Here is an 18,473-nt window from a genome sequence, read left to right as displayed (position 1 = left end):
AGCAGTTCAACCTCATGCCGAAAACTTTACGGTGTCGGCACCCCCCGGCTATGCCGGCACGATGTTCCGCCCCCGGCTATGCCGGCACGATGTTCTGGTTGACGTGGAAAAGGTTCTGCGGATCGTAGGTGGCCTTGACCTCGCGCAGCCTCTGGTAGTTCGGGCCGTAGTTGTCCGCGACCCGGCCCGCGTCGTCGCCGTCCATGAAGTTGATGTAGCCGGCGGTTTCGGAGAAGGGCTGCAGTGCGGCCGCGTAGTCCCGTACCCAGGCGACGTTCGCCGCCGTGTCCGCAGGGTTCTCCCAGTGGCAGGCGATGACCGGGGAGAACTTGGCGTTCCGGTTGGGAAAGGCCGTGTCCGTGACCCCCACCCGGTGCACCGCCCCGTCGATGGGGTAGATGTGCACGGCGGTCTGCACGGTGGGGACCCGGGGCGCGAACTCGAGGTGGGCGTTGATGGCCCCGTCGTTGAGTTCGGTCAGGAAGGCCGCTTTCCAGTAGGCGAGCAGGCCCTTGGGATACATGGCGTCGAAGGCCGAGTTCAGGGCCGGATACGGCATGGGCCCCACCATGGATCCGGCCACCGGCGCGGCGTCCAGGAACGGCTGCCACCGGGCCGGGCCTTCCGCCGGGTCGCCGGTCCACATGCCGACCACAATGCAGACGGGCTTCCCGTGCCATTCCTCCGGCAGGAACGGGACCGGCGGCCCCCGGTGGAAGGCCAGGAACGCGCCGAGCTCTTCGGGCGCGGCGGCAATGTGCTCGCGGTAAAACTTCGCCACGGTCTCGGCGTGCTCCGCCGGGTAGATGACAATGCCGGCATGGACCATGTCCACGGGGTGCAGCCGGAATTCAAGCGAGGTCACGACGCCGAAGTTCCCGCCGCCGCCGCGCAGCGCCCAAAACAGGTCCGTGTTCTCCTTATCGCTGGCCGTCAGGAACTTGCCCTCGGCGGTGACGACGTCGGCGGAGAGCAGGTTGTCGCAGCTCAGACCGAATTTCCGGTCAAGATAGCCAATACCCCCGCCGAGCGTCAGCCCGGATACGCCGGTGGAGCCCACGACGCCGCCGGTGGTCGCCAGCCCGAAGGCATGGGTGGCGTGGTTGAAGTCCGCCCAGGTGGCGCCCGCCTCCGCCCTCGCGGTGCGGCCGGCCGGGTCCACCCGCACCCCGCGGGTGTTGGTGAAGTCGATGACCAGCGCGTCATCGGCGGTGCCGAACCCGGGGCCGCTGTGGCCGCCGCCCCGGACCGCCACGGCCAGCCCGTTGTCCCGGGCGAAATTCACGCCCGCCATCACGTCGGCCACCTGGGACACGCGGACGACGGCGGCGGGCCGCTTGTCGATCATGCCGTTGTGCACCGCCCGCGCGGCGTCGTAGTCCGCATCGCCGGACGTGATGACCTGCCCGCGGACCTGCCCGCGCAGGGCCTCGAAGTCGGTTCCGTTCATTTTTTCTACCGTCGATTTCGTCGTGGTTTCCGACCCGGACGGTGTTCTTGTGCTCCCAGCCGGCATGGCGTCCGGAGGCTTACGAGCACAGGCCTACTCTTCCCCCGGATGGGAGTCAAGAGGTCCGGCCACGCTGCGCGGCGCCGGCGTCGAAGCCGGCCGTCCCATCCCCCGCGCCCGCTGCACCGAATGCCTCTTGGAATGAGGCCCGCGGTGGAGTCGCCGGCGGTTAAGCGGCCGGGAACTTCGGCGGGCAACTTATTGTTGATCATTGCAGGGACAAACGACGGGGAGGCACCAGCGTGGCCAGACGCAAGACAGATGACCGGGAGCACGGCACGGCCGGGACCGGTCGCGCGGCCAAGGCCGAACTGAGCATCGCGGACGCGTCCGGGCAGACGCGCGGCGTCGTCCTGGTCCTCCACGGCGGACGGGCGGACAGCTTCGAAGCCGTCAGGGCCCGGCACCTGAGCCCGGCCCGCATGCTCCCCTTCGCCCAGGCGCTCCGGAATGAGGGCGGCCCGCACGGACTGGCCGTCTGGACCCTCCGCAACCGCTACCGGGGCTGGAACGGACAAGACATGTCACCGGTCCAGGATGCCCGCTGGGCCCTGGCCCAGATCAGCCTGGAGCACGCCGGGGTGCCGGTGTACCTGCTGGGGCACTCGATGGGCGGCCTCACTGCGCTCTGCGTCGCCGACGACGCCCAAGTGGAGGCCGTCGTCGCCCTGGCGCCGTGGCTTGATGCGGCCACCCCCGTGGAACCCCTCGCCGGGCGCCGCGTCCTGATCGTCCACGGCAGCGAGGACCGCTGGACCAGCCCCCGGAACTCATTGGCCTACGCCCGCCGTGCCGAGGGTGTCGCGGGCTCCATCGAGTACGTCTCGCTCAAGGGCGCCGGCCACTTTATGTTCCGCCGGGTCCGGCTCTGGAACTCCCTGGCCAACGGCTTCATCCTTGACGCCTTCGGCAGCAGCGCCGGCACCGAACTCCGGGGCACGGACGCGTTCCGCCAGGTCCTGCCTGCTGCTGCGAGCCTCCCGGTGGTGCTGTGATGGCCGCCTTCCCGCTGGACGCGTTCCTGGCCAGCCTGCCCTGGGTGGCACTGGCGCTCGCTGCCCTCCTGGCGGTGACATTCGCCATCGCGGTGCGCCAAAGCCGGCATTCGGTCATCGACACCGTCTGGGGCCTGGGCTTTGTGGTGGCGGCCGCCGTCTCCTGGCTGCTCTCCGCCGGACACGGCGACGACGGCCGGCGCCTCCTGCTGCTGGCGCTGGTGGCAGTATGGGGCGTCCGGCTGGCCCTGCACATCGGGGTCCGCGCCCGGGGCGGCCACGAGGATCCCCGCTACGTGGACATGCTCGCCGCGGCCCCCGGGTCCCGCAACACCTACGCCCTGCGCCGGGTGTACCTGCCGCAGGGCATCGTGATGTTCTTCGTCTCGCTCACCATCCAGGTGGGTATGTTCAGCACCGGCACCCTCGGCTGGGTGGCCCTGCTGGGTGTGCTCCTGTGGATCATCGGCTTCGTCTTCGAAACCGTCGGCGACTGGCAACTCGCTCAGTTCAAGGCCGATCCGGCCCGGCGCGGCACCGTCCTGGACACCGGGCTGTGGCGCTACACCCGCCATCCGAACTACTTTGGCGACGCCGCCGTATGGGCCGGCCTGTTCCTGGTCGCCGCCGACTCCTGGCCCGGCGTGCTGACCATCCTCTCCCCCGCCCTGATGATCTGGACCCTCGCCGGCAAGACCGGGAAACCGCTGACCGAGAAGGCCATGTCCGCCCGGCCCGGCTACAAGGAATACATCGAGTCCACGTCCGGGTTCTTCCCGTTGCCCCCGCGCCGCACACGGAAACCGGGCGGGCGCTGAGATGCCGGGCGTCCGACGCGTCTGGCGTCCCCGCCCTAACGACCGGTTCTACCGGGTGATCGTCCGTACCGGGCAGGCGCTCCGCTGGCTGTTCCGCGTGCAGGTGACCGTCACCGGTTCCGAGCACCTTCCGGCCGTTTCGCGTGACGGGTCGCCTTTCGGTCCCGCACGGCAGGGCGCTTCCCGGCGGGTTGCACCGGGCACCGGCGCGGTGGTGGCCATCACCCACTTCGGCTACCTGGATTTCGCCTTTGCGGAGCTGCTCCTGTGGTGGCACAACAAAGCCCAGATGCGTTTCCTGATCACACAGGGCGCCGCCGACCACTGGTTCGCCGGCCCGGCGGTCAGCGCTGCGGGGCACGTCGTCGTCGGGTACGACACCGGAGCCCACGCCTACGACGCCGCCGTGCGCAAGCTCCGGGACGGCGAGTACATCGCGATCCTTCCGGAGGCCGGCGTGAGCCGCAGCTTCCGGGTCCGCGAATGCAAGACCGGCGCCGTCCGGATGGCCGCCGACGCGGGGGTACCGATCATTCCGGTCTCCGTTTGGGGCGCGCACCGGATCATGACCCGGCACCACGGATTCTCCCCGCTCCGTGCCTGGCGGGCGCCGGTCCGGGTCCACGTGGGTGAACCCCTCACCCCGGCTCCCGGCCTGGATGTCGCGGCCGCGACCGCCGGGCTCCGGGAGGCGCTCCAGCACGGGATTGACCTCTGCATCGCCGATTTCCCGCTCACACCGCGGCCCGGTGCCTGGTGGATGCCGGCCGTTCTCGGCGGCGGTGCACCCACCGAGGAGGAACGGCAGCGGCTGGACGACGCCGAAGGTCCGCGGCGCGCGCGCAGCCGCCGCTAACCCCTTCCCGGGTGACCGCGGGCGGCTCCGCCTAGGCGGGGTCGGAGACGATCAGCGTTTCCGCACCGGTTTGGTGTGCCTTGCCGCTCTCCAGCAGGGGCTCGACGACGGCCCGCAGAGCCGTCATCGCGTCGTCCAGTTCCAGGAGGACCGGGTACTGGTAGGCGATGAGGGCCAGCAGGTCCCGGACTGCGGCGCGGGCGTCGTCGTCGGAGAGTTCCGGGTCGTGGCCCAGGAACACGTCCGAGGGCTCACCGCCGGGGTCTGCCCCTGCTGCCGCGTCCGGTGCGCCGCCGGTTTCGGGTCCGCCCTGGGCGTAGCTGACGGCGAAAGCCTGAAGCCTCCCTTTTTTGCTCGCCGGGACTCCCGCACCGAAGGCACTGGCCTTGGCCCCGCGAAGGACGATCGCCCCATGGGCTCCGCTGAGGTCATCCAGGAAGAGCCGCTGGACGGTGGCGATGCTGAGTTCCCCGGGGCTGTCCCAGTGGTGCACGGCCGTGTAGTACCGTCCCACGACGTCGCTCAGTTCCACGGACCCGGTGGCCAGGTCCTCCACCTGTTCGGACGCTGCAGCCTCGGAGCCGTCGCCGAACACGGGCAGCTTCAGTGACCCTGGCTCCACCACTACCAGGCGGGACCGCTGGATCGGGGCCAGGCCGGCCGCCTCGGCGAAAGCGGCCCCGGGCGTGCCGGGCTCCACCTTGGTCCGGAGCCGGGTGACGCCCGACGGCGAGCCGCCGGCCTCGTGCCGGAGCATGGCCAGCAGCGTGGAGCCGATGCCGGAGCGGCGGTGGTCGCGGGCCACCTCCACGTAGGCCCAGAGGCGTTCCGGGTGCAGGGAGGCCTCGTGGACCACGCCTGCCGCGACCGGAATGGCGACGCCGTCAACGACGTCCTCGGCCACAATGCAGCGCCGCCACGGGGCGTTGCCCGAGGGTGCCAGGGCGCCGCGGAACTGCCGCGCCTGGTCGGTCTCCGGGCCGCCCCACATCTCCAGGAGCGCGAGGTCGTCGCCCTCGCGCCACTCGCGGTATGCGATCGCCATGGTCAGGCGCCGATCAGCCGTGCGGCGAGATAGCCCTCCACCTTGTCCAGGGAAACCCGTTCCTGGCTCATGGTGTCGCGCTCGCGGATGGTGACGGCCTGGTCCTCGAGGGTGTCGAAGTCCACGGTGATGCAGAACGGGGTGCCGATCTCGTCCTGGCGGCGGTAGCGGCGGCCGATCGCGCCGGCGTCGTCGAATTCGATGTTCCAGTTCCGGCGCAGCTGTGCGGCGAGGTCCTTGGCCTTCGGGGACAGGTCCTCGTTGCGGCTCAGCGGGAGCACCGCGGCCTTGACCGGGGCCAGGCGCGGGTCCAGCTTGAGGACCGTGCGGACGTCGACGCCGCCCTTGGCGTTGGGTGCCTCGTCCTCGGTGTAGGCGTCGATCATAAACGCCATAAAGGAGCGGGTGAGGCCGGCGGCGGGCTCGATCACGTACGGGGTGTAGCGCTCATTGGTGGCCTGGTTGAAGTAGCTCAGGTCCTGGCCGGAGGCCTTGGAGTGCGTGGAGAGGTCGAAATCGGTGCGGTTGGCGATGCCCTCGAGCTCGCCCCATTCCGAACCGCTGAAGCCGAAGCGGTATTCGATGTCGGTGGTGCCCTTGGAGTAGTGGCTAAGCTTTTCCAGCGGGTGCTCGAAGAAGCGCAGGTTGTCCTCCCGGATACCCAGGCCCGTATACCAGGCCATCCGCTCCTTCATCCAGTACTGGTGCCACTGCTCGTCGGTGCCGGGCTCAACGAAGAACTCCATCTCCATCTGCTCGAACTCGCGGGTGCGGAAGATGAAGTTGCCGGGCGTGATCTCGTTGCGGAACGACTTGCCGATCTGGCCGATGCCGAACGGCGGCTTCCGGCGGGAGGTGGTCAGCACGTTGTTGAAGTTCACAAAGATGCCCTGCGCGGTTTCGGGGCGCAGGTAGTGCAGGCCCTCTTCGCTGGCCACGGGGCCCAGGTAGGTCTTGAGCAGGCCGGAGAATTCCTGCGGCTCGGTCCACTGGCCGCGGGTGCCGCAGTTGGCGCACGCGATGTCCTTGAGGCCGTTCTCGGCGGGGCGGCCCTTCTTCTCCTCGTACTCTTCCTCGAGGTGGTCCGCGCGGTAGCGCTTGTGGCAGGAGAGGCACTCCACCAGCGGATCGGAAAAGACGTCCACGTGGCCGGAGGCCTCCCAGACCTGGCGGGGCAGGATCACCGAGGAGTCGAGGCCCACGACGTCCTCGCGGCCGCGCACCACGGACTGCCACCACTGGCGCTTGATGTTTTCCTTCAGCTCGGCACCGAGGGGTCCGTAGTCCCAGGCAGAACGGGAGCCACCGTAGATTTCACCGGCCTGGAAGACGAAACCCCGGCGCTTGGCGAGGGAAATGATCTGGTCAAGAACGGATTTTGCTGCCATGGGAACTCCAATTTCTACAGGGCCGCTGGGTGCGGTCCGTGCTGTCAGCCCCGGGTCACCGGCTGGTTGCCGGGCGGGGTGGTGCGAATGGTGTGATGCAGTGTCCTAGCCTACCGGGCTACCGGCGCTTGAGGGCTCCCCGTGACCAGGGGAGGCTGGCCAGGACAATGGCCGCCAGCGTCAGGATGGTGCCGAGCACCGTGGGAAGGGCGACGACGGTGCCCGGTGCGGGTAGGGCCAGATCGAGGGCGAGCGAGCCGAGCAGCTGGCCTGCGATCATCCCGAGCCCGGTGACCAGGACGCCGAGGCCGCGGACCAGGAAGGCCGCGACGGCGATGAAGACGCAGCCCATGGGGCCACCGAGGTAATACCACCACTCGGAGGGAAGGGCGTTGCCGGGCCCCGCGGCGGCCAGCTTGATCAGCCAGACAAGCCACAGCAGGATGCCGCCGGCGATGAAGTTCACCAGGGTGGCCGTGATGGGGGTGCCGTAGTGCACCGTGGCCGTGCCGTTCATCGCCTGCTGGAAACTCATCAGGAACCCGGCGACTACCGGCAGCAGTACGGGGATGAGCAACTGGAGCGGACCGGACCCGCCGGCCGCGGAATCGAAGCGCGGCGACACGGCCCAGGCCACGGCGGCCACAGTCAGTACGCTGCCGAGCACCCGGATCCCGGTGACGGGCTTCTTGCCGGCCGGGCCGATGCCCATCCGGTCGACCAGCAGTCCGCTGAGGGTTTGGCCGGTGACGGCGGCGACGGTGAAGAGCGCGACGCCGAGCAGGCCCACCGTGAAGGACTGGGCGAAGACGAACAACGCGCCGATCCCGCCGGCCAGGGCGTAGTAGCGCGGGAACCGCCGCTCGCGCAGCGCCGGCAGGACGGTGGCCAGCCCCGCCCGCCCCTTCGGCAGGCTTAGGGAAATCACGATCATCAGGACCAGGCCGGTGCTGAAGCTGACCACCGCCGCCGCCAGGCCGTCGGCCAGGACAGTCCCCAGGGCGCCGTTGATGCGGCCCTGAACAGGAACGAGGAGTCCGGCCGAAACGGCAAGGAGCAGTCCCACGGGGAGGGGAAGCCGTGGTGCGTGGGTCATTGGTGCCACCTTTGGTCAGGCATTATTGCTTGTATGAGCAACCCGGAAATCGAAGACATCTCCATCCGCGACGACATGATCCGGCTGGGCCAGCTGTTGAAGCTGGCCAACCTGGTCGAGGACGGCGTGGAGGCTGCTGAGCTGGTCAAGAACGGACTGGTGAAAGTCAACGGCGAAATTGACGACCGCCGCGGCCGCCAGCTGCACCACGGCGACACCGTCACCGTGAACGGCCAGACCGTGCGGATCGTCGCCCTCCACGGAGCCTAGCAGCGGCCGGCCCCGCCGGAGGGCAACCGGAAGGGCTCCGTCCCGCTTCGGCGACCGTCGCCGCCGTCGGCCGTTATTTGTTCAGGACCTCATGGGTCAGGAACTCGCCCACGTGGCCGACCTCCTGCTGGTTGATGCCGTGCCACATGCCGGTGTACAGCACCTTGGTGAGCTTCACGTGTTTGCGCACCCAGCCCATGGTGAACTCGATCTTGTCGGGGGTGATGACGGGGTCCTGCTGGTCGCGGCCCCAGAACATCGGCACGGTGCCGTCGAGTTCCGCGTCGCGGAAGCTCGGATCCGCGCCGGCATCGACGGCAAACCCGGACAGCCCGACGACGGCGGCATAGCCGTCCGGGCGCTGCCGCAGCAGCGTGGTGGCCATGGCCATGCCCATGGAGAAGCCCAGCAGCGTGACCGAGGGGTGGTTGGCCCGCACGGAGTCGATCCAGTCCTGGGTGTAGGCCGCGGCATCCTTGACGGCCTCGAGCGAGTACTCGATAGACGCCGTCAGCGGGAACCAGGTGAAGCCCGGACCAGAGACCAGGGGCGCTCTTAGCGAGGCCACCACGAACTCGGCCGGCAGCATGTCCGCCAGGCTGAACAGGTCCTGTTCGTTGGCGCCGTAGCCGTGCAGCAGGACCAGCAGGGGCCGGCCTGCGCGGGCCTCTTCGGGTGCGGACCACAGGACGACAGGGTCGGGGAAAGCAGAGCGGGCGGAGGCGGCGTCAGTCATGGCTCCATTCTTGCAGTTGCCGCCCGGTGGCCGGTCCGGTGGCGCAGCTTTGCCGGAAGGGGGCAGGATATGAAGGTGAGCGAAACAGAAGCGATGGAGAATTACCCGGACCGGACTGTCAACCACCCCTGGACGCGCTACGTCGCCATGGGCGATTCCTTTACCGAGGGCATCGGCGACCCTGAGGCGGCCAGCCCGGGCGGCCACCGTGGCTGGGCGGACCGTGTGGCCGAGGAACTGAGCCGCGGCCACGAGGATTTCGCGTACGCCAACCTCGCGGTCCGGGGACGGCTGCTGCAGCAGATCGTGGACCAGCAACTGGCCGACTGCCTGGCGCTGAAACCTGATCTGGTGACCCTCTCTGCTGGCGGGAACGACCTCATCCGGCCCGGCGGCGACCCCGACGTCCTCGCCGAACGGCTGGACTCGGTGGTTCAGATCCTCAGCCTGGGCGGCGCCACCGTGGTCCTGTTCAACGGCCCGGACACCGGGTCCAGCGTCCTCGGCCGGATCCGCAGCAAGGTAGCGATCTACAACGAGAACCTCCGCACCGTGGCGGCCCGGCACGACGCCGTGATCGCCGACATGTGGTCCCTGCGGCAGCTCAACGACCCGCAGATGTGGGACGCGGACCGGCTGCATTTCTCGCCCCTGGGCCACCACACCATTGCCGCCATGGTGCTGGATTCGCTGAACGTGCAGCACACCCTGGAGCCGCTCTCCCCCAAGCCGCTGCCCCCACGCACCTGGCGGGAGGCCCGGGCCGGTGACCTCATCTGGGCCCGCGAGCACTTTGTCCCATGGGTGGTCCGCCGGCTCCGGCACCGCTCGTCCGGGGACGGCATCACGGCCAAACGGCCGCTGGCCGGGCCCGTCTTCGGCCCGGGAGTTCCGCTCGGTTCGGGCGAGGGACCTCCCGGCGCCGAGGAGGCCCTCCGGTCCTGATCCGGCCGGACGCCAAGGTGCCGCCGGTCCCGCGGGCACCGGCGGCACCCTCTGCGCGTTAAGCTGAAGGACCACCCCTGAAAGGAACGGTGCCGTGTTCACCCTCATCTGGATCGCCATCCTGGCGACGGTCATCATGTTCGCGCTGCGCCGGTACCGGGCGTCCGGGCGCGGGCAGAACGGCAGCGCACCGGGCGGGCTCCCGGGCCAGCCTTTTGGCGGCTTCCCGGGAAGTCAACCCGGCCAGCAGAGCAACCAGCCCCGGGACGGTTTCACCCAGCGCGACTACTACGGCGGATTCGGCCAGCTCGGCGCCCCGCAGCCGCCGTCGAACCAGCCGCCCGCGAACCAGCAGTACCCCGTCCCGTACGAGGACAGCCCGGAGTACCTGAATAACCCGCCGCAGCCTGCGCCGCCGCAGTGGCAGCCTCCGGCCCAGCAGTGGCAGCCCCCTGCACCGGAACAGCACCAGCGCCCGGCCGCGCCGGAGGCTCCCCCGGTACCCGAGGTGCCGTCCGGGCAGCAGGGTTTCCGCGCCCGCAAGCTCGCCGAGCTGGACCAGAAGTACAGCAACGGCGAGCTCGCGATGGAGGACTACATGGCCCAGCGCGCGGAGATCATGAAGGGCTGACCTGCCTAGTCGACCTGCGGGAAGCCGAGGTCGATCACGGAGGTCGAGGGATCCGGCCACCGGGTGGTGACCACCTTGCCGCGGGTGTAGAACCGGATGCTCTCCGGGCCGTACATGTGGGTGTCGCCGAACAGCGAGCTCTTCCAGCCGCCGAAGGAGAAGGTGCCCACCGGGACCGGGATCGGCACATTGACGCCCACCATGCCGGCCTCGACGTCGAACTCGAACTGCCGGGCGGCACCGCCGTCGCGCGTGAAGATCGCCACGCCGTTGCCGAATTCGTTGTCGTTGACCAGCTTGACGGCGTCGGCGTACGTCTCAACGCGGACCACCGAGAGCACGGGACCGAAGATCTCGTCGTCGTAGACCTTCATGCCGGGCTTGACGTGGTCGATCAGGCTGACGCCGATGAAGAACCCGTTGGAGTCGAACTCCTGGGCGCGGCCGTCCACCACCACGGAGGCACCCTCGTCGGCGGCGCCGGCCACGTAGGAGGCCACCTTGTCGCGGTGCTCGGCCGTGATGAGCGGACCCATCTGCGAGGCGGGGTCCGTGCCCGGACCGATCTTCAGCGTGGCCATCCGGGTCTTGATCGCCTCCACGAGATCGTCCGCGATGTTCCCGACGGCAACCAGGACGCTGACGGCCATGCAGCGTTCCCCGGCCGATCCGTACGCGGCGGAGACGGCGGCGTCGGCGGTCATGTCCAGGTCCGCGTCGGGAAGCACCACCATGTGGTTCTTAGCCCCACCGAGGGCCTGGACCCGCTTGCCGTGGTCGGCGGCGCGCTTGTAGATCGACTGGGCGATCGGTGTTGAGCCGACAAAGCTGACGGCCTTCACGTCCGGGTGTTCCAGGAGCACATCCACTGCTTCTTTGTCCCCGTGCACCACGTTGAGCACACCGGCCGGCAGCCCGGCCTCGGCGAAGACCTGGGCGATGAAGATCGCCGAGGACGGATCCTTTTCGCTCGGCTTAAGCAGTACGGTGTTCCCGCAGGCCAGTGCGCTGCCGATCATCCACAGCGGCACCATGGCCGGGAAGTTGAACGGCGTGATGCAGGCGACGACGCCGACGGGCTGGCGGACGGAGTGGACGTCCACCCCGCTGGAGACCTGCTCGGAACGTTCGCCCTTGAGCATGTGGGACAGGCCGGTGGCGAACTCGATGTTTTCCAGGCCGCGGGTGATCTCGCCCTCGGCGTCGGAGAGGACCTTGCCGTGCTCGCTGGTCAGCAGCGCCGCCAGTTCCGGCCGGCGCTGCATCAGCAGCTCACGGACCTTGAAGAAGATGGTGGTGCGCTTGGCCAGACTTGTGGCGCGCCAGCCGGGCAGCGCGGCGCGGGCGGCGGCGATGGCCTCTTCGACGCGCGCTGCCGAGGCCAGGGCCACTTCCTTTTCCTGCTCGCCGGTGGCCGGATTGAACACGGGGCCGAAGCGATCGGCGTCGGAGACGAGGTTGCCGTTGATGAAGTGTGGAATGCGTTCCATGGGGATCTCTTTCTGGAAGTTCTTGGGGCTACTTGGCGGACTCGAACGAGCCGTCGACGAGCTTGACGATGGCGGAGCAGTCCGTGCCGGACTGGCCGGAGTCGATGAGCCGCTGGAAGAGCTGCTGGACGTGTTCGCCGATTTCCAGCGGGGTACCGGTGTCCTTGGCTGCGCTGATGGCCAATCCGATGTCCTTGTTGGCAAGCTCAGCCGTGAACGTCGGGGCGAAGTCGTTGTTGGAGGCCGCCGTGGGCACGACGCCGGCTACCGGGTACCAGGTGCGCAGCGCCCAGCTGTCGCCCGAGGAGACCGAGGCGATGTCCCAGAAGACCTGTTTGTCCAGGCCCAGCCGGTCCGCGAGCACAGCCCCCTCGGCCGTGGAGGCGAGGTTGATGAACAGCATCAGGTTGTTGCAGATCTTGGCGGCCTGGCCGGTGGTGGCTCCGCCGGTGGGGATGATGTTGGCGGCCATCGGCCGGATGTATTCGGTGGCGTCGGCGACGGCGCCGGCCTCGCCGCCGATCATAAACGTCAGGGTGGCGGCCTTTGCCCCGCTCATGCCGCCGGAGACGGGGGCGTCGACAAAGCGGAAGCCGGCAGCTGCGGCGGCGTCGTGCAGGGCCTGGGCGGACGCGATATCGATCGTGGAAGAGTCCACCAGCAGGGTGCGGGTGTCCGCGTGGGCCAGCACGCCGTCCTCGCCGAGGTACACGGCCCGGGCGTGCTCGCCCTTGGGCAGCATGGTGAAGACGACGTCGGCGCCCTGCACCGCGTCGGCGATGCTGCCGGCGGCCTTGACTCCCCCGGCCTCAGCGGCTGCCACGGCCTCGGGATTCAGGTCGAACCCGCGGACCTCGTTTCCGGCCTTGGCGAGGTTCACAGACATGAACCCGCCCATGTTTCCCAGTCCGATCCAGGCGACAACTGCCATGGCATAAGCTCCTTTGCTTTTGATGCGTCGTGTGGTGGGCCGCGTGCAGGTGCGGCACCGCGTCCGGCGTAACGGCGGACGTTCTGTGTCAACCATCACACCCTGCTACAGTGCAAACAAGGGGAAAAAGTGAAGATGGCATGTGCATTGATGCACATCGACGAAAGGCGCCAGGTGGACTTGAAGCGGCTCCCGAGCCCGGATGACCTGCTGATCCTGCTGACTGTGGCCCGGCTGGGCCGGTTCAATGCCGTGGCGGAGACCCTCGGCACCACACACACCACCATTTCGCGCAGGATCCTCGCCCTGGACAAACAACTGGGCGGCCGGACCCTGGAGCGCAGCCCGCACGGCTGGGAGCTGACAGAACTGGGGTCGCAGGCGGTGGCTGCGGCCGAAGCCATCGAGGGGACGCTCGGGGCGCTGTCCGGCCGGATTGCCCGGACCGGGGACACGCTGTCCGGGCTGGTCAGGATCAGCACGCCCGACGGCTTCGGCGCCGAGTTCGTCACCCCCGCCCTGGTCCGGCTGCAGCAAGAGCATCCGCTGCTGAACGTGGAGATGCTCAGCGCCACCCGGAAGGTCAGCCAGAACCGGTCCGGGGTGGACCTGGAAGTGGTGGTGGGCAACCTGGACGTCAGCAACGCTCAGACCATTTTCCTGGGAAACTACTTCCTCCGGCTGTACGCGAGCCCGCAGTACGAGCAGGAGCACGGGCTGCCGGCGACCCTCGACGACGTCCGGCAGCACGGCTTCGTCTCCTACGTCGAGTCCGCCTTGCAGGTCGCCGAGCTGGGCCACCGGTCCACGCAGCTGCCGATGCCACGCTCGAGCTTCCAGGCCACCAGCATCTTCGCCCAGATGGAGGCCGTGCGGCGTGCTGCCGGGATTGGGCTGCTGCCCAATTTCCTCGTCGTGGGCAAACCCGGGTTCGTGCCGGTCCTGCCCGACGACTTCCAGCGGCAGCTGCCAATCTGGGCGGTGGCGCGGGCGGAGTCGCTGCGTTCGGCCGCAGTACAGGGGGTGCTGTCCGCCGTCCGGGCCGAGATCGCGGAACGCCAGGACGTGTTGGCGGGCTGAGGCGGGCGCGATGGAAGCCCGCGGGGGTCAGCTACCCAGACGCAGGACGACCACCAGGCTGATCAGCGCCACAACCCCGGCCAGCAGCATCGCCGCCCTGGGATTGCCAAAGTTCAGGGTCCATCCCAGGCCGAACCGGCGCGGGACCAGCAGTTTCTGGTCGTCACGGTTGACGTAGACCAATCCGCCGCGCCAGTACCGGTCGTCGTCGACGTGGGTCAGCCCGGTGCTTTCCCCGACTCCGCCCCGCTCCCGGTTGTTCCTGGCCAACACCACGATGGTGGCGGCAACGGCGGCCAGGATCGGCACGGCCACTACCAGCGGCGCCCAGGGTGTGATGATCCCGGTCCACATCAGCAGCGATGATCCCAGCAGCGCGAGGTCGATCATCGCCACCAGCCCGAGCAGCGACTTGGCGCCCAGCGACATGTAACGCCGGGACCAGCGCGCGGAGCCTTGAGGCTGCGCCGGATCGAGGTCCGGCCGGCTGTGCACGATGGCCGCCGCCATTCCCCCGAGCAGCGCGGTCAGGCCGGCCTGCACAAACACGAGGGAGAACGCTGCGCCGACCGACTTGACCACCACCCGGTTGGGCGCACCGTTGGGGCCGTAGTGCACCGCGAGCACCTCCGGCATCGACGGGTAGCTGGCCACCCCGATGACCACCGTAGCGACGGTGATGATCGCCGCGGGGGCCAGCCAGAGCCAGGGGAACCGGGGCGGATCGGTCAGCAGCCCGGTGTCCACCGCGATGCCCTGATGCAGGCCCTGGTACCAGCCGCCGGCAGCCTTCGCGGCCCGGATCTGCTGGTTGGCCAGGAAGAAGCACCCGTACCAGGCCCCGACGAGCACCAGCACAGACAAGGGCAGCAGCAACGCGTCACCGCTCGCGGCGTAGATGCCGGCGCCGGCTCCGGCGACGACCAACCCGCTGATGAGCACCCGCCACCGGTAAAGGCGGGCCTGCCTGGTTACTATCCTGTCCCCCGCGTGCTGGGCCGGCACACGGACCCCGAACGGCACGATCGGGCTCGTAACGGAGGGCAGCACCAGGGCCAGGAGGAGCACCAGCCCAAGCAACACTAAGCTCAGAATTATGGCGGCACTCATGGCGTGTCCTCTCGCGGTGTTGCAAATGACCCGAGCACGGACCGGCAGGCCTGGAGGACCTCGTCGGCCGGTAAACCTCTCACCACGGCCTCGGCCAATAGGGTGCGGGCCCTCGCCGTCCACTCTGCCGGGAAGGGTGGGGCCGCAACCGCCGTCGTCACTACCGCGCCCGTCTTGCGGTTCAGGCGGATCAGACCCTCCTGGCGCAGGAGGTCGTAGGCCTTGTTCACAGTGTGAAAGTTGATCCCGAAATCCGCGGCGAGCGTCCGGGTGGCCGGCAACGAACTGCCCTCGGTCAACACTCCATCGGCGATCGCTTCCACGATCTGGTTCCGCAACTGCTGGTAGATCGGCACGTCGCCGGACAGGTCCACGTTGAGGATCATGCGCCGCACCCCCCCGCCTTGTTATACACGTTATAGAACAAAGAGCGGGTGGTGACAATACCGCCCCGGCGCCGGGCTATAGGAGCTCTGTTCCGCACTGCCGGTAAGGCGCGGAGGGCGCTAGATTGTGGACATGGGACAAAATTCCGCACGCCGCGAAGGTGTGCTCGCTGATCGGCTCCTCGGGCTCGCGGAGCTCCACAACGGGCGCTGCGGCCACGGTGTACCTGCTCCGGTCCGTCAATCCGAAACTGTTCTTCAGCCCGCGTCCGCTCAGCGAAATGCGCCGCAAGCCTCTGCTGCGGCGCTGGTACAGGGTCAATGCCCTCAGGCTCGCCGCCAGCGGCGTTGCCCTGGCCGCCGTCCATCAGGCACGAGTCATCCGAATCACCAGCCGGCCCGAGTAGGCTCGCCCCTATGACTATCAACTCTTCTTCGCACAGTGTCCGGCGGCCGGGCGGCTGGTTGCCCGAGCATCAGGACGAACTCGAGGACTGGATCGCGGGCCATCGGGAAAGAGTGGAAGTGAGGGGTGAGGACATTCCCCTGCACCCCGTAATCGTCGAGTTCCAAGAGCTCATAGCCAGCGATCCGGTTGTTCGTCTCTACATGACCGAGATGATCGAGCAGGTTCCAAAGTCCAAGCCCTACCGGAAACGGCACCTCACAAGCGTTGACCAGATGCTCCGGCTGATCAATGAGGTCCTGACGATGGCTCCCGAGTTCAGCGAGGGCGGCATGGTCACCACTCCGTTGACCGCAATCCTGGACTGGACCATGGGAACCGAGGCCGGATTCGCGGCCCACCGCGATCCCCGGATCGTGGCCATGTTCCGCAAAGTCCTGGACGCCTGGTGTGAGTTCCTGACCAGCGAGGACTCGCTGTACGTGTTGAATACCTCGCCGTCCGGGTGGATGTCGGAGAAGGCACGGCAGGTTGTCGGTATGGACGACTACCAGCACGATGCCCTCGCCGAGCACTGGGGCTTCACGTCGTGGAACGACTTCTTTGCGCGCCGTCTCACTGCGACCTCCCGGCCGGTCGCAGCACCGGAGGACGACAAGGTGATTGTCAGCGCATGCGAGTCGACGCCCTACAAGATCAGCTCCGATGTCCAGCGCCAAAGCCGGTTCTGGGTCAAGAACCAGCCCTACTCACTCGATGACCTGCTCGCCCGTGACGAATCGGTGGACCAGTTTGTCGGCGGGACGGTGTACCAGGCGTTCCTTAGCGCGCTGAACTATCACCGCTGGCACTCCCCCGTCGCTGGAACGATTGTGCGGGGGTACCTCAAGGACGGCACGTACTTCTCCGAAGCGGAATCCGAGGGGGCCGACGCCGTCGACCCGACCGTCTCACAGTCCTACCTGGCCCATGTCGCAGCCCGTGCGATCATCCTGATCCAGGCTGACGACCCCGTCATTGGTCTCATGGCGGTGATTCCCGTGGGCATGATTGAGGTCTCGTCCTGCGTCATCGATCCGGAGATCGTCCCTGGCCACCATGTGGAGAAGGGCGACGAGCTGGGGTACTTCCAGTTCGGCGGTTCCACGGAGTGCCTCGTTTTCCGGCCCGGGGTAATCGACCAGTTTGCCCTGGCCGCCGTCCCCCAGCCGCAGGATCCGAAAGCACCCCTGGTTCGGGTCCGCTCGAAGCTTGCAACCGCCAGGTCCTAAGGGCAACACGACGGCAGCCCCCGATTCCCGCGCTGCGGGGTCGGGGGCTGCCGTGTTTTTGTTAGTGCGGGCAGGTGCCTGCCAGTTACCGCTTGCCTGCAGCGAGCAGGTCGGCGGTGCCCTGGGCGTCAGCGGCGTCGACGTCGTGCAGGGAGATGCCGCGGGTTTCCTTCAGGAAGAAGACCGCGACGGCGGTGACGGCGCAGGCGATGAGCAGGTAGATGGCCACCGGGACGGAGGACTTGTACTGGCTCAGGAGTGCGACGGCGATGATCGGAGCCAGCGAACCGGCCACGATCGAGGTCACCTGGTAGCCGAGCGAGACGCCGGAGTAGCGCATGCGCGTCGGGAACATCTCGGCCATGATGGCGGGCTGCCCGGCGTACATCAGGGCGTGGAAGAGCAGGCCGATGATGACGGCGGCGAGGATCATGAAGTCGTTGCCGGTGTCCATCATCGGGAAGGAGAAGAAGCCCCAGGTCGCGCCGAGGACGGCGCCGGCCATGTAGACCGGCTTGCGGCCGAAGCGGTCGGAGAGCCGGCCCACCACAGGAACCACGGCGAAGTGGATGGCGTGCGCCACCAGCAGCAGCAGCAGGATCCGTGCCGTGTCGGCGTGGACCACGGTCTTCAGGTACGTGATGGAGAAGGTGACCACCAGGTAGTAGAGAATGTTTTCCGCGAAGCGCAGGCCCATGGCGGTGAACACGCCGCGGGGGTAGCGGCGGAAGACTTCGGCGACGCCGTAGCCCTTGTTTTCCGCGAGGACTTCCTTGCGTGCCTCGACGAAGATCGGGGCGTCCTGGACCTTGGTGCGGATGTAGTAGCCGATGACGACGATCACGGCGGAGAGCCAGAAGGCGACGCGCCAGCCCCAGCCCAGGAAGTCGGCGGAGGAGAGCGTGGAGGACAGGATGAACAGCACGGCGGTGGCCAGCAGGTTGCCCATGGGAACGGCCGACTGCGGCCAGCTGGCCCAGAAGCCGCGGGACTTGCTCGGGCTGTGCTCGGCCACGAGGAGGACGGCGCCGCCCCATTCGCCGCCGACGGCGAAGCCCTGGGCGAAGCGCAGGAAGACCAGGAGGGCCGGTGCCCAGTAGCCGATCTGCGCGAAGCTGGGCAGGCAGCCCATGAGGAAGGTCGAGACGCCGACCAGGACGATGCTCAGCTGCAGCAGCTGCTTGCGGCCGAACTTGTCACCGAAGTGGCCAAAGACGATGCCACCGATGGGGCGGGCCACGAAGCCCACCGCGTAGGTCAGGAAGGCGGCGAGAATGCCGTCCAGATCCGACCCGGAGTTGGGGAAGAACATCTTGCCGAACACCAGGGTGGCGGCGGAGGCGTAGAGGAAGAACTCATACCACTCCACCACCGTCCCTGCCATTGAGGCGGTGACGACCTTCTTTAGCCCGGACGTCTTGACGTCCGGTTCCTCTGCGCGCCGTGCGGCGGCGTTTTCCGTACTCATGCGAACTCCTTCGGCGTCATCTTCGACACCCTGTGGACCAT

Annotated in this window: 19 protein-coding genes; 9 read left to right on the top strand and 10 right to left on the bottom strand. The window is 68.2% G+C overall.

What is annotated here, in order from left to right:
- Positions 1-76: 76 nt before the first annotated feature.
- Positions 77-1,450, bottom strand: a complete 1,374-nt coding sequence (locus tag AC1DBE_RS13480) for an FAD-binding oxidoreductase (protein ID WP_476970854.1) — start codon at positions 1,448-1,450, stop codon at positions 77-79.
- A gap of 302 nt (positions 1,451-1,752) precedes the next feature.
- Between AC1DBE_RS13480 and AC1DBE_RS13475 the strand changes: the two genes are divergently transcribed.
- From AC1DBE_RS13475 to AC1DBE_RS13465, 3 genes are read left to right on the top strand one after another with little or no spacing between them, the layout of a single operon-like run.
- On the top strand, positions 1,753-2,505 hold the full coding sequence (locus tag AC1DBE_RS13475) for an alpha/beta hydrolase (protein ID WP_476970853.1): 753 nt from the start codon (positions 1,753-1,755) through the stop codon (positions 2,503-2,505).
- Positions 2,505-3,323, top strand: a complete 819-nt coding sequence (locus AC1DBE_RS13470; protein ID WP_476970852.1) for a DUF1295 domain-containing protein — start codon at positions 2,505-2,507, stop codon at positions 3,321-3,323. Before AC1DBE_RS13475 ends, AC1DBE_RS13470 begins: the two co-directional genes overlap by 1 nt.
- Position 3,324: 1 nt before the next feature.
- Positions 3,325-4,179, top strand: coding sequence for a lysophospholipid acyltransferase family protein (locus AC1DBE_RS13465; RefSeq protein ID WP_476970851.1), 855 nt, complete (start codon positions 3,325-3,327; stop codon positions 4,177-4,179).
- A gap of 31 nt (positions 4,180-4,210) precedes the next feature.
- On the opposite strand, the gene AC1DBE_RS13460 is transcribed toward AC1DBE_RS13465, so the two are convergent.
- The 3 genes from AC1DBE_RS13460 to AC1DBE_RS13450 form a co-directional block, all read right to left on the bottom strand.
- Positions 4,211-5,224, bottom strand: a complete 1,014-nt coding sequence (locus tag AC1DBE_RS13460; protein ID WP_476970850.1) for a GNAT family N-acetyltransferase — start codon at positions 5,222-5,224, stop codon at positions 4,211-4,213.
- A gap of 2 nt (positions 5,225-5,226) precedes the next feature.
- Positions 5,227-6,612 (bottom strand): glycine--tRNA ligase, encoded by a 1,386-nt coding sequence (locus tag AC1DBE_RS13455; RefSeq protein WP_476970849.1) that lies wholly within the window; start codon positions 6,610-6,612, stop codon positions 5,227-5,229.
- A 118-nt stretch (positions 6,613-6,730) separates the two neighbouring features.
- On the bottom strand, positions 6,731-7,708 hold the full coding sequence (locus AC1DBE_RS13450) for a DMT family transporter (RefSeq protein ID WP_476970848.1): 978 nt from the start codon (positions 7,706-7,708) through the stop codon (positions 6,731-6,733).
- Positions 7,709-7,741: 33 nt separating this feature from the next.
- On the opposite strand from AC1DBE_RS13450, the gene AC1DBE_RS13445 reads away from it, so the two are divergent.
- Positions 7,742-7,978, top strand: coding sequence for an RNA-binding S4 domain-containing protein (locus AC1DBE_RS13445; RefSeq protein WP_476879737.1), 237 nt, complete (start codon positions 7,742-7,744; stop codon positions 7,976-7,978).
- Between the two features lie 73 nt (positions 7,979-8,051).
- On the opposite strand, the gene AC1DBE_RS13440 is transcribed toward AC1DBE_RS13445, so the two are convergent.
- A complete protein-coding gene (locus tag AC1DBE_RS13440) occupies positions 8,052-8,714 on the bottom strand; it encodes an alpha/beta hydrolase (RefSeq protein ID WP_476970847.1) in 663 nt (220 codons plus the stop codon).
- A 69-nt stretch (positions 8,715-8,783) separates the two neighbouring features.
- On the opposite strand from AC1DBE_RS13440, the gene AC1DBE_RS13435 reads away from it, so the two are divergent.
- Together AC1DBE_RS13435 and AC1DBE_RS13430 are read left to right on the top strand one after the other, a co-directional pair.
- Positions 8,784-9,659 (top strand): SGNH/GDSL hydrolase family protein, encoded by an 876-nt coding sequence (locus AC1DBE_RS13435; RefSeq protein WP_476903775.1) that lies wholly within the window; start codon positions 8,784-8,786, stop codon positions 9,657-9,659.
- A 94-nt stretch (positions 9,660-9,753) separates the two neighbouring features.
- Positions 9,754-10,290: a hypothetical protein gene (locus AC1DBE_RS13430; protein WP_476903774.1), complete on the top strand. Its 537-nt coding sequence runs from the start codon at positions 9,754-9,756 to the stop codon at positions 10,288-10,290.
- A gap of 5 nt (positions 10,291-10,295) precedes the next feature.
- Here AC1DBE_RS13430 and AC1DBE_RS13425 read toward each other — a convergent pair whose 3' ends face one another.
- On the bottom strand, positions 10,296-11,780 hold the full coding sequence (locus AC1DBE_RS13425) for a CoA-acylating methylmalonate-semialdehyde dehydrogenase (protein ID WP_476970846.1): 1,485 nt from the start codon (positions 11,778-11,780) through the stop codon (positions 10,296-10,298).
- A 28-nt stretch (positions 11,781-11,808) separates the two neighbouring features.
- On the bottom strand, positions 11,809-12,711 hold the full coding sequence (gene mmsB, locus AC1DBE_RS13420; protein ID WP_476970845.1) for a 3-hydroxyisobutyrate dehydrogenase: 903 nt from the start codon (positions 12,709-12,711) through the stop codon (positions 11,809-11,811).
- 135 nt (positions 12,712-12,846) lie between these two features.
- Between mmsB and AC1DBE_RS13415 the strand changes: the two genes are divergently transcribed.
- Positions 12,847-13,791, top strand: coding sequence for a LysR family transcriptional regulator (locus AC1DBE_RS13415; RefSeq protein ID WP_476970844.1), 945 nt, complete (start codon positions 12,847-12,849; stop codon positions 13,789-13,791).
- Between the two features lie 27 nt (positions 13,792-13,818).
- Here AC1DBE_RS13415 and AC1DBE_RS13410 read toward each other — a convergent pair whose 3' ends face one another.
- The gene (locus tag AC1DBE_RS13410; protein WP_476970843.1) at positions 13,819-14,901 is read right to left on the bottom strand and encodes a DUF1648 domain-containing protein; all 1,083 of its coding nucleotides are present in this window, start codon (positions 14,899-14,901) and stop codon (positions 13,819-13,821) included.
- Positions 14,898-15,287, bottom strand: a complete 390-nt coding sequence (locus tag AC1DBE_RS13405) for a GntR family transcriptional regulator (RefSeq protein ID WP_476970842.1) — start codon at positions 15,285-15,287, stop codon at positions 14,898-14,900. The genes AC1DBE_RS13410 and AC1DBE_RS13405 overlap by 4 nt, the downstream gene beginning before the upstream one ends.
- A 125-nt stretch (positions 15,288-15,412) precedes the next feature.
- Between AC1DBE_RS13405 and AC1DBE_RS13400 the strand changes: the two genes are divergently transcribed.
- Together AC1DBE_RS13400 and AC1DBE_RS13395 are read left to right on the top strand one after the other, a co-directional pair.
- The gene (locus AC1DBE_RS13400; RefSeq protein ID WP_476970841.1) at positions 15,413-15,694 is read left to right on the top strand and encodes a hypothetical protein; all 282 of its coding nucleotides are present in this window, start codon (positions 15,413-15,415) and stop codon (positions 15,692-15,694) included.
- Between the two features lie 10 nt (positions 15,695-15,704).
- Positions 15,705-16,964 (top strand): phophatidylserine decarboxylase associated domain-containing protein, encoded by a 1,260-nt coding sequence (locus AC1DBE_RS13395; protein WP_476970840.1) that lies wholly within the window; start codon positions 15,705-15,707, stop codon positions 16,962-16,964.
- 85 nt (positions 16,965-17,049) lie between these two features.
- Here AC1DBE_RS13395 and AC1DBE_RS13390 read toward each other — a convergent pair whose 3' ends face one another.
- Complete coding sequence (locus tag AC1DBE_RS13390) at positions 17,050-18,432, bottom strand: MFS transporter (RefSeq protein WP_476903772.1); 1,383 nt, start codon at positions 18,430-18,432, stop codon at positions 17,050-17,052.
- Positions 18,433-18,473 lie beyond the last annotated feature (41 nt).

The sequence above is a fragment of the Arthrobacter sp. 10T416 genome, assembly GCF_056394165.1.
The sequence above is the reverse complement of the archived record's forward strand: the minus strand, read 5'-3'. Positions and strand labels throughout refer to the sequence as shown.

Excerpts from the sequence above, each read along its gene's own strand:
- AC1DBE_RS13470 (WP_476970852.1), top strand. The coding sequence starts at position 2,505 with ATGGCCGCCTTCCCGCTGGACGCGTTCCTGGCCAGCCTGCCCTGGGTG.
- AC1DBE_RS13435 (WP_476903775.1), top strand. The coding sequence starts at position 8,784 with ATGAAGGTGAGCGAAACAGAAGCGATGGAGAATTACCCGGACCGGACT.
- mmsB (WP_476970845.1), bottom strand. The coding sequence starts at position 12,711 with ATGGCAGTTGTCGCCTGGATCGGACTGGGAAACATGGGCGGGTTCATG.
- AC1DBE_RS13465 (WP_476970851.1), top strand. The coding sequence starts at position 3,325 with ATGCCGGGCGTCCGACGCGTCTGGCGTCCCCGCCCTAACGACCGGTTC.
- AC1DBE_RS13445 (WP_476879737.1), top strand. The coding sequence starts at position 7,742 with ATGAGCAACCCGGAAATCGAAGACATCTCCATCCGCGACGACATGATC.
- AC1DBE_RS13395 (WP_476970840.1), top strand. The coding sequence starts at position 15,705 with ATGACTATCAACTCTTCTTCGCACAGTGTCCGGCGGCCGGGCGGCTGG.
- AC1DBE_RS13410 (WP_476970843.1), bottom strand. The coding sequence starts at position 14,901 with ATGAGTGCCGCCATAATTCTGAGCTTAGTGTTGCTTGGGCTGGTGCTC.
- AC1DBE_RS13390 (WP_476903772.1), bottom strand. The coding sequence starts at position 18,432 with ATGAGTACGGAAAACGCCGCCGCACGGCGCGCAGAGGAACCGGACGTC.
- AC1DBE_RS13405 (WP_476970842.1), bottom strand. The coding sequence starts at position 15,287 with ATGATCCTCAACGTGGACCTGTCCGGCGACGTGCCGATCTACCAGCAG.
- AC1DBE_RS13425 (WP_476970846.1), bottom strand. The coding sequence starts at position 11,780 with ATGGAACGCATTCCACACTTCATCAACGGCAACCTCGTCTCCGACGCC.
- AC1DBE_RS13440 (WP_476970847.1), bottom strand. The coding sequence starts at position 8,714 with ATGACTGACGCCGCCTCCGCCCGCTCTGCTTTCCCCGACCCTGTCGTC.
- AC1DBE_RS13450 (WP_476970848.1), bottom strand. The coding sequence starts at position 7,708 with ATGACCCACGCACCACGGCTTCCCCTCCCCGTGGGACTGCTCCTTGCC.
- AC1DBE_RS13455 (WP_476970849.1), bottom strand. The coding sequence starts at position 6,612 with ATGGCAGCAAAATCCGTTCTTGACCAGATCATTTCCCTCGCCAAGCGC.
- AC1DBE_RS13460 (WP_476970850.1), bottom strand. The coding sequence starts at position 5,224 with ATGGCGATCGCATACCGCGAGTGGCGCGAGGGCGACGACCTCGCGCTC.
- AC1DBE_RS13415 (WP_476970844.1), top strand. The coding sequence starts at position 12,847 with ATGGCATGTGCATTGATGCACATCGACGAAAGGCGCCAGGTGGACTTG.
- AC1DBE_RS13480 (WP_476970854.1), bottom strand. The coding sequence starts at position 1,450 with ATGAACGGAACCGACTTCGAGGCCCTGCGCGGGCAGGTCCGCGGGCAG.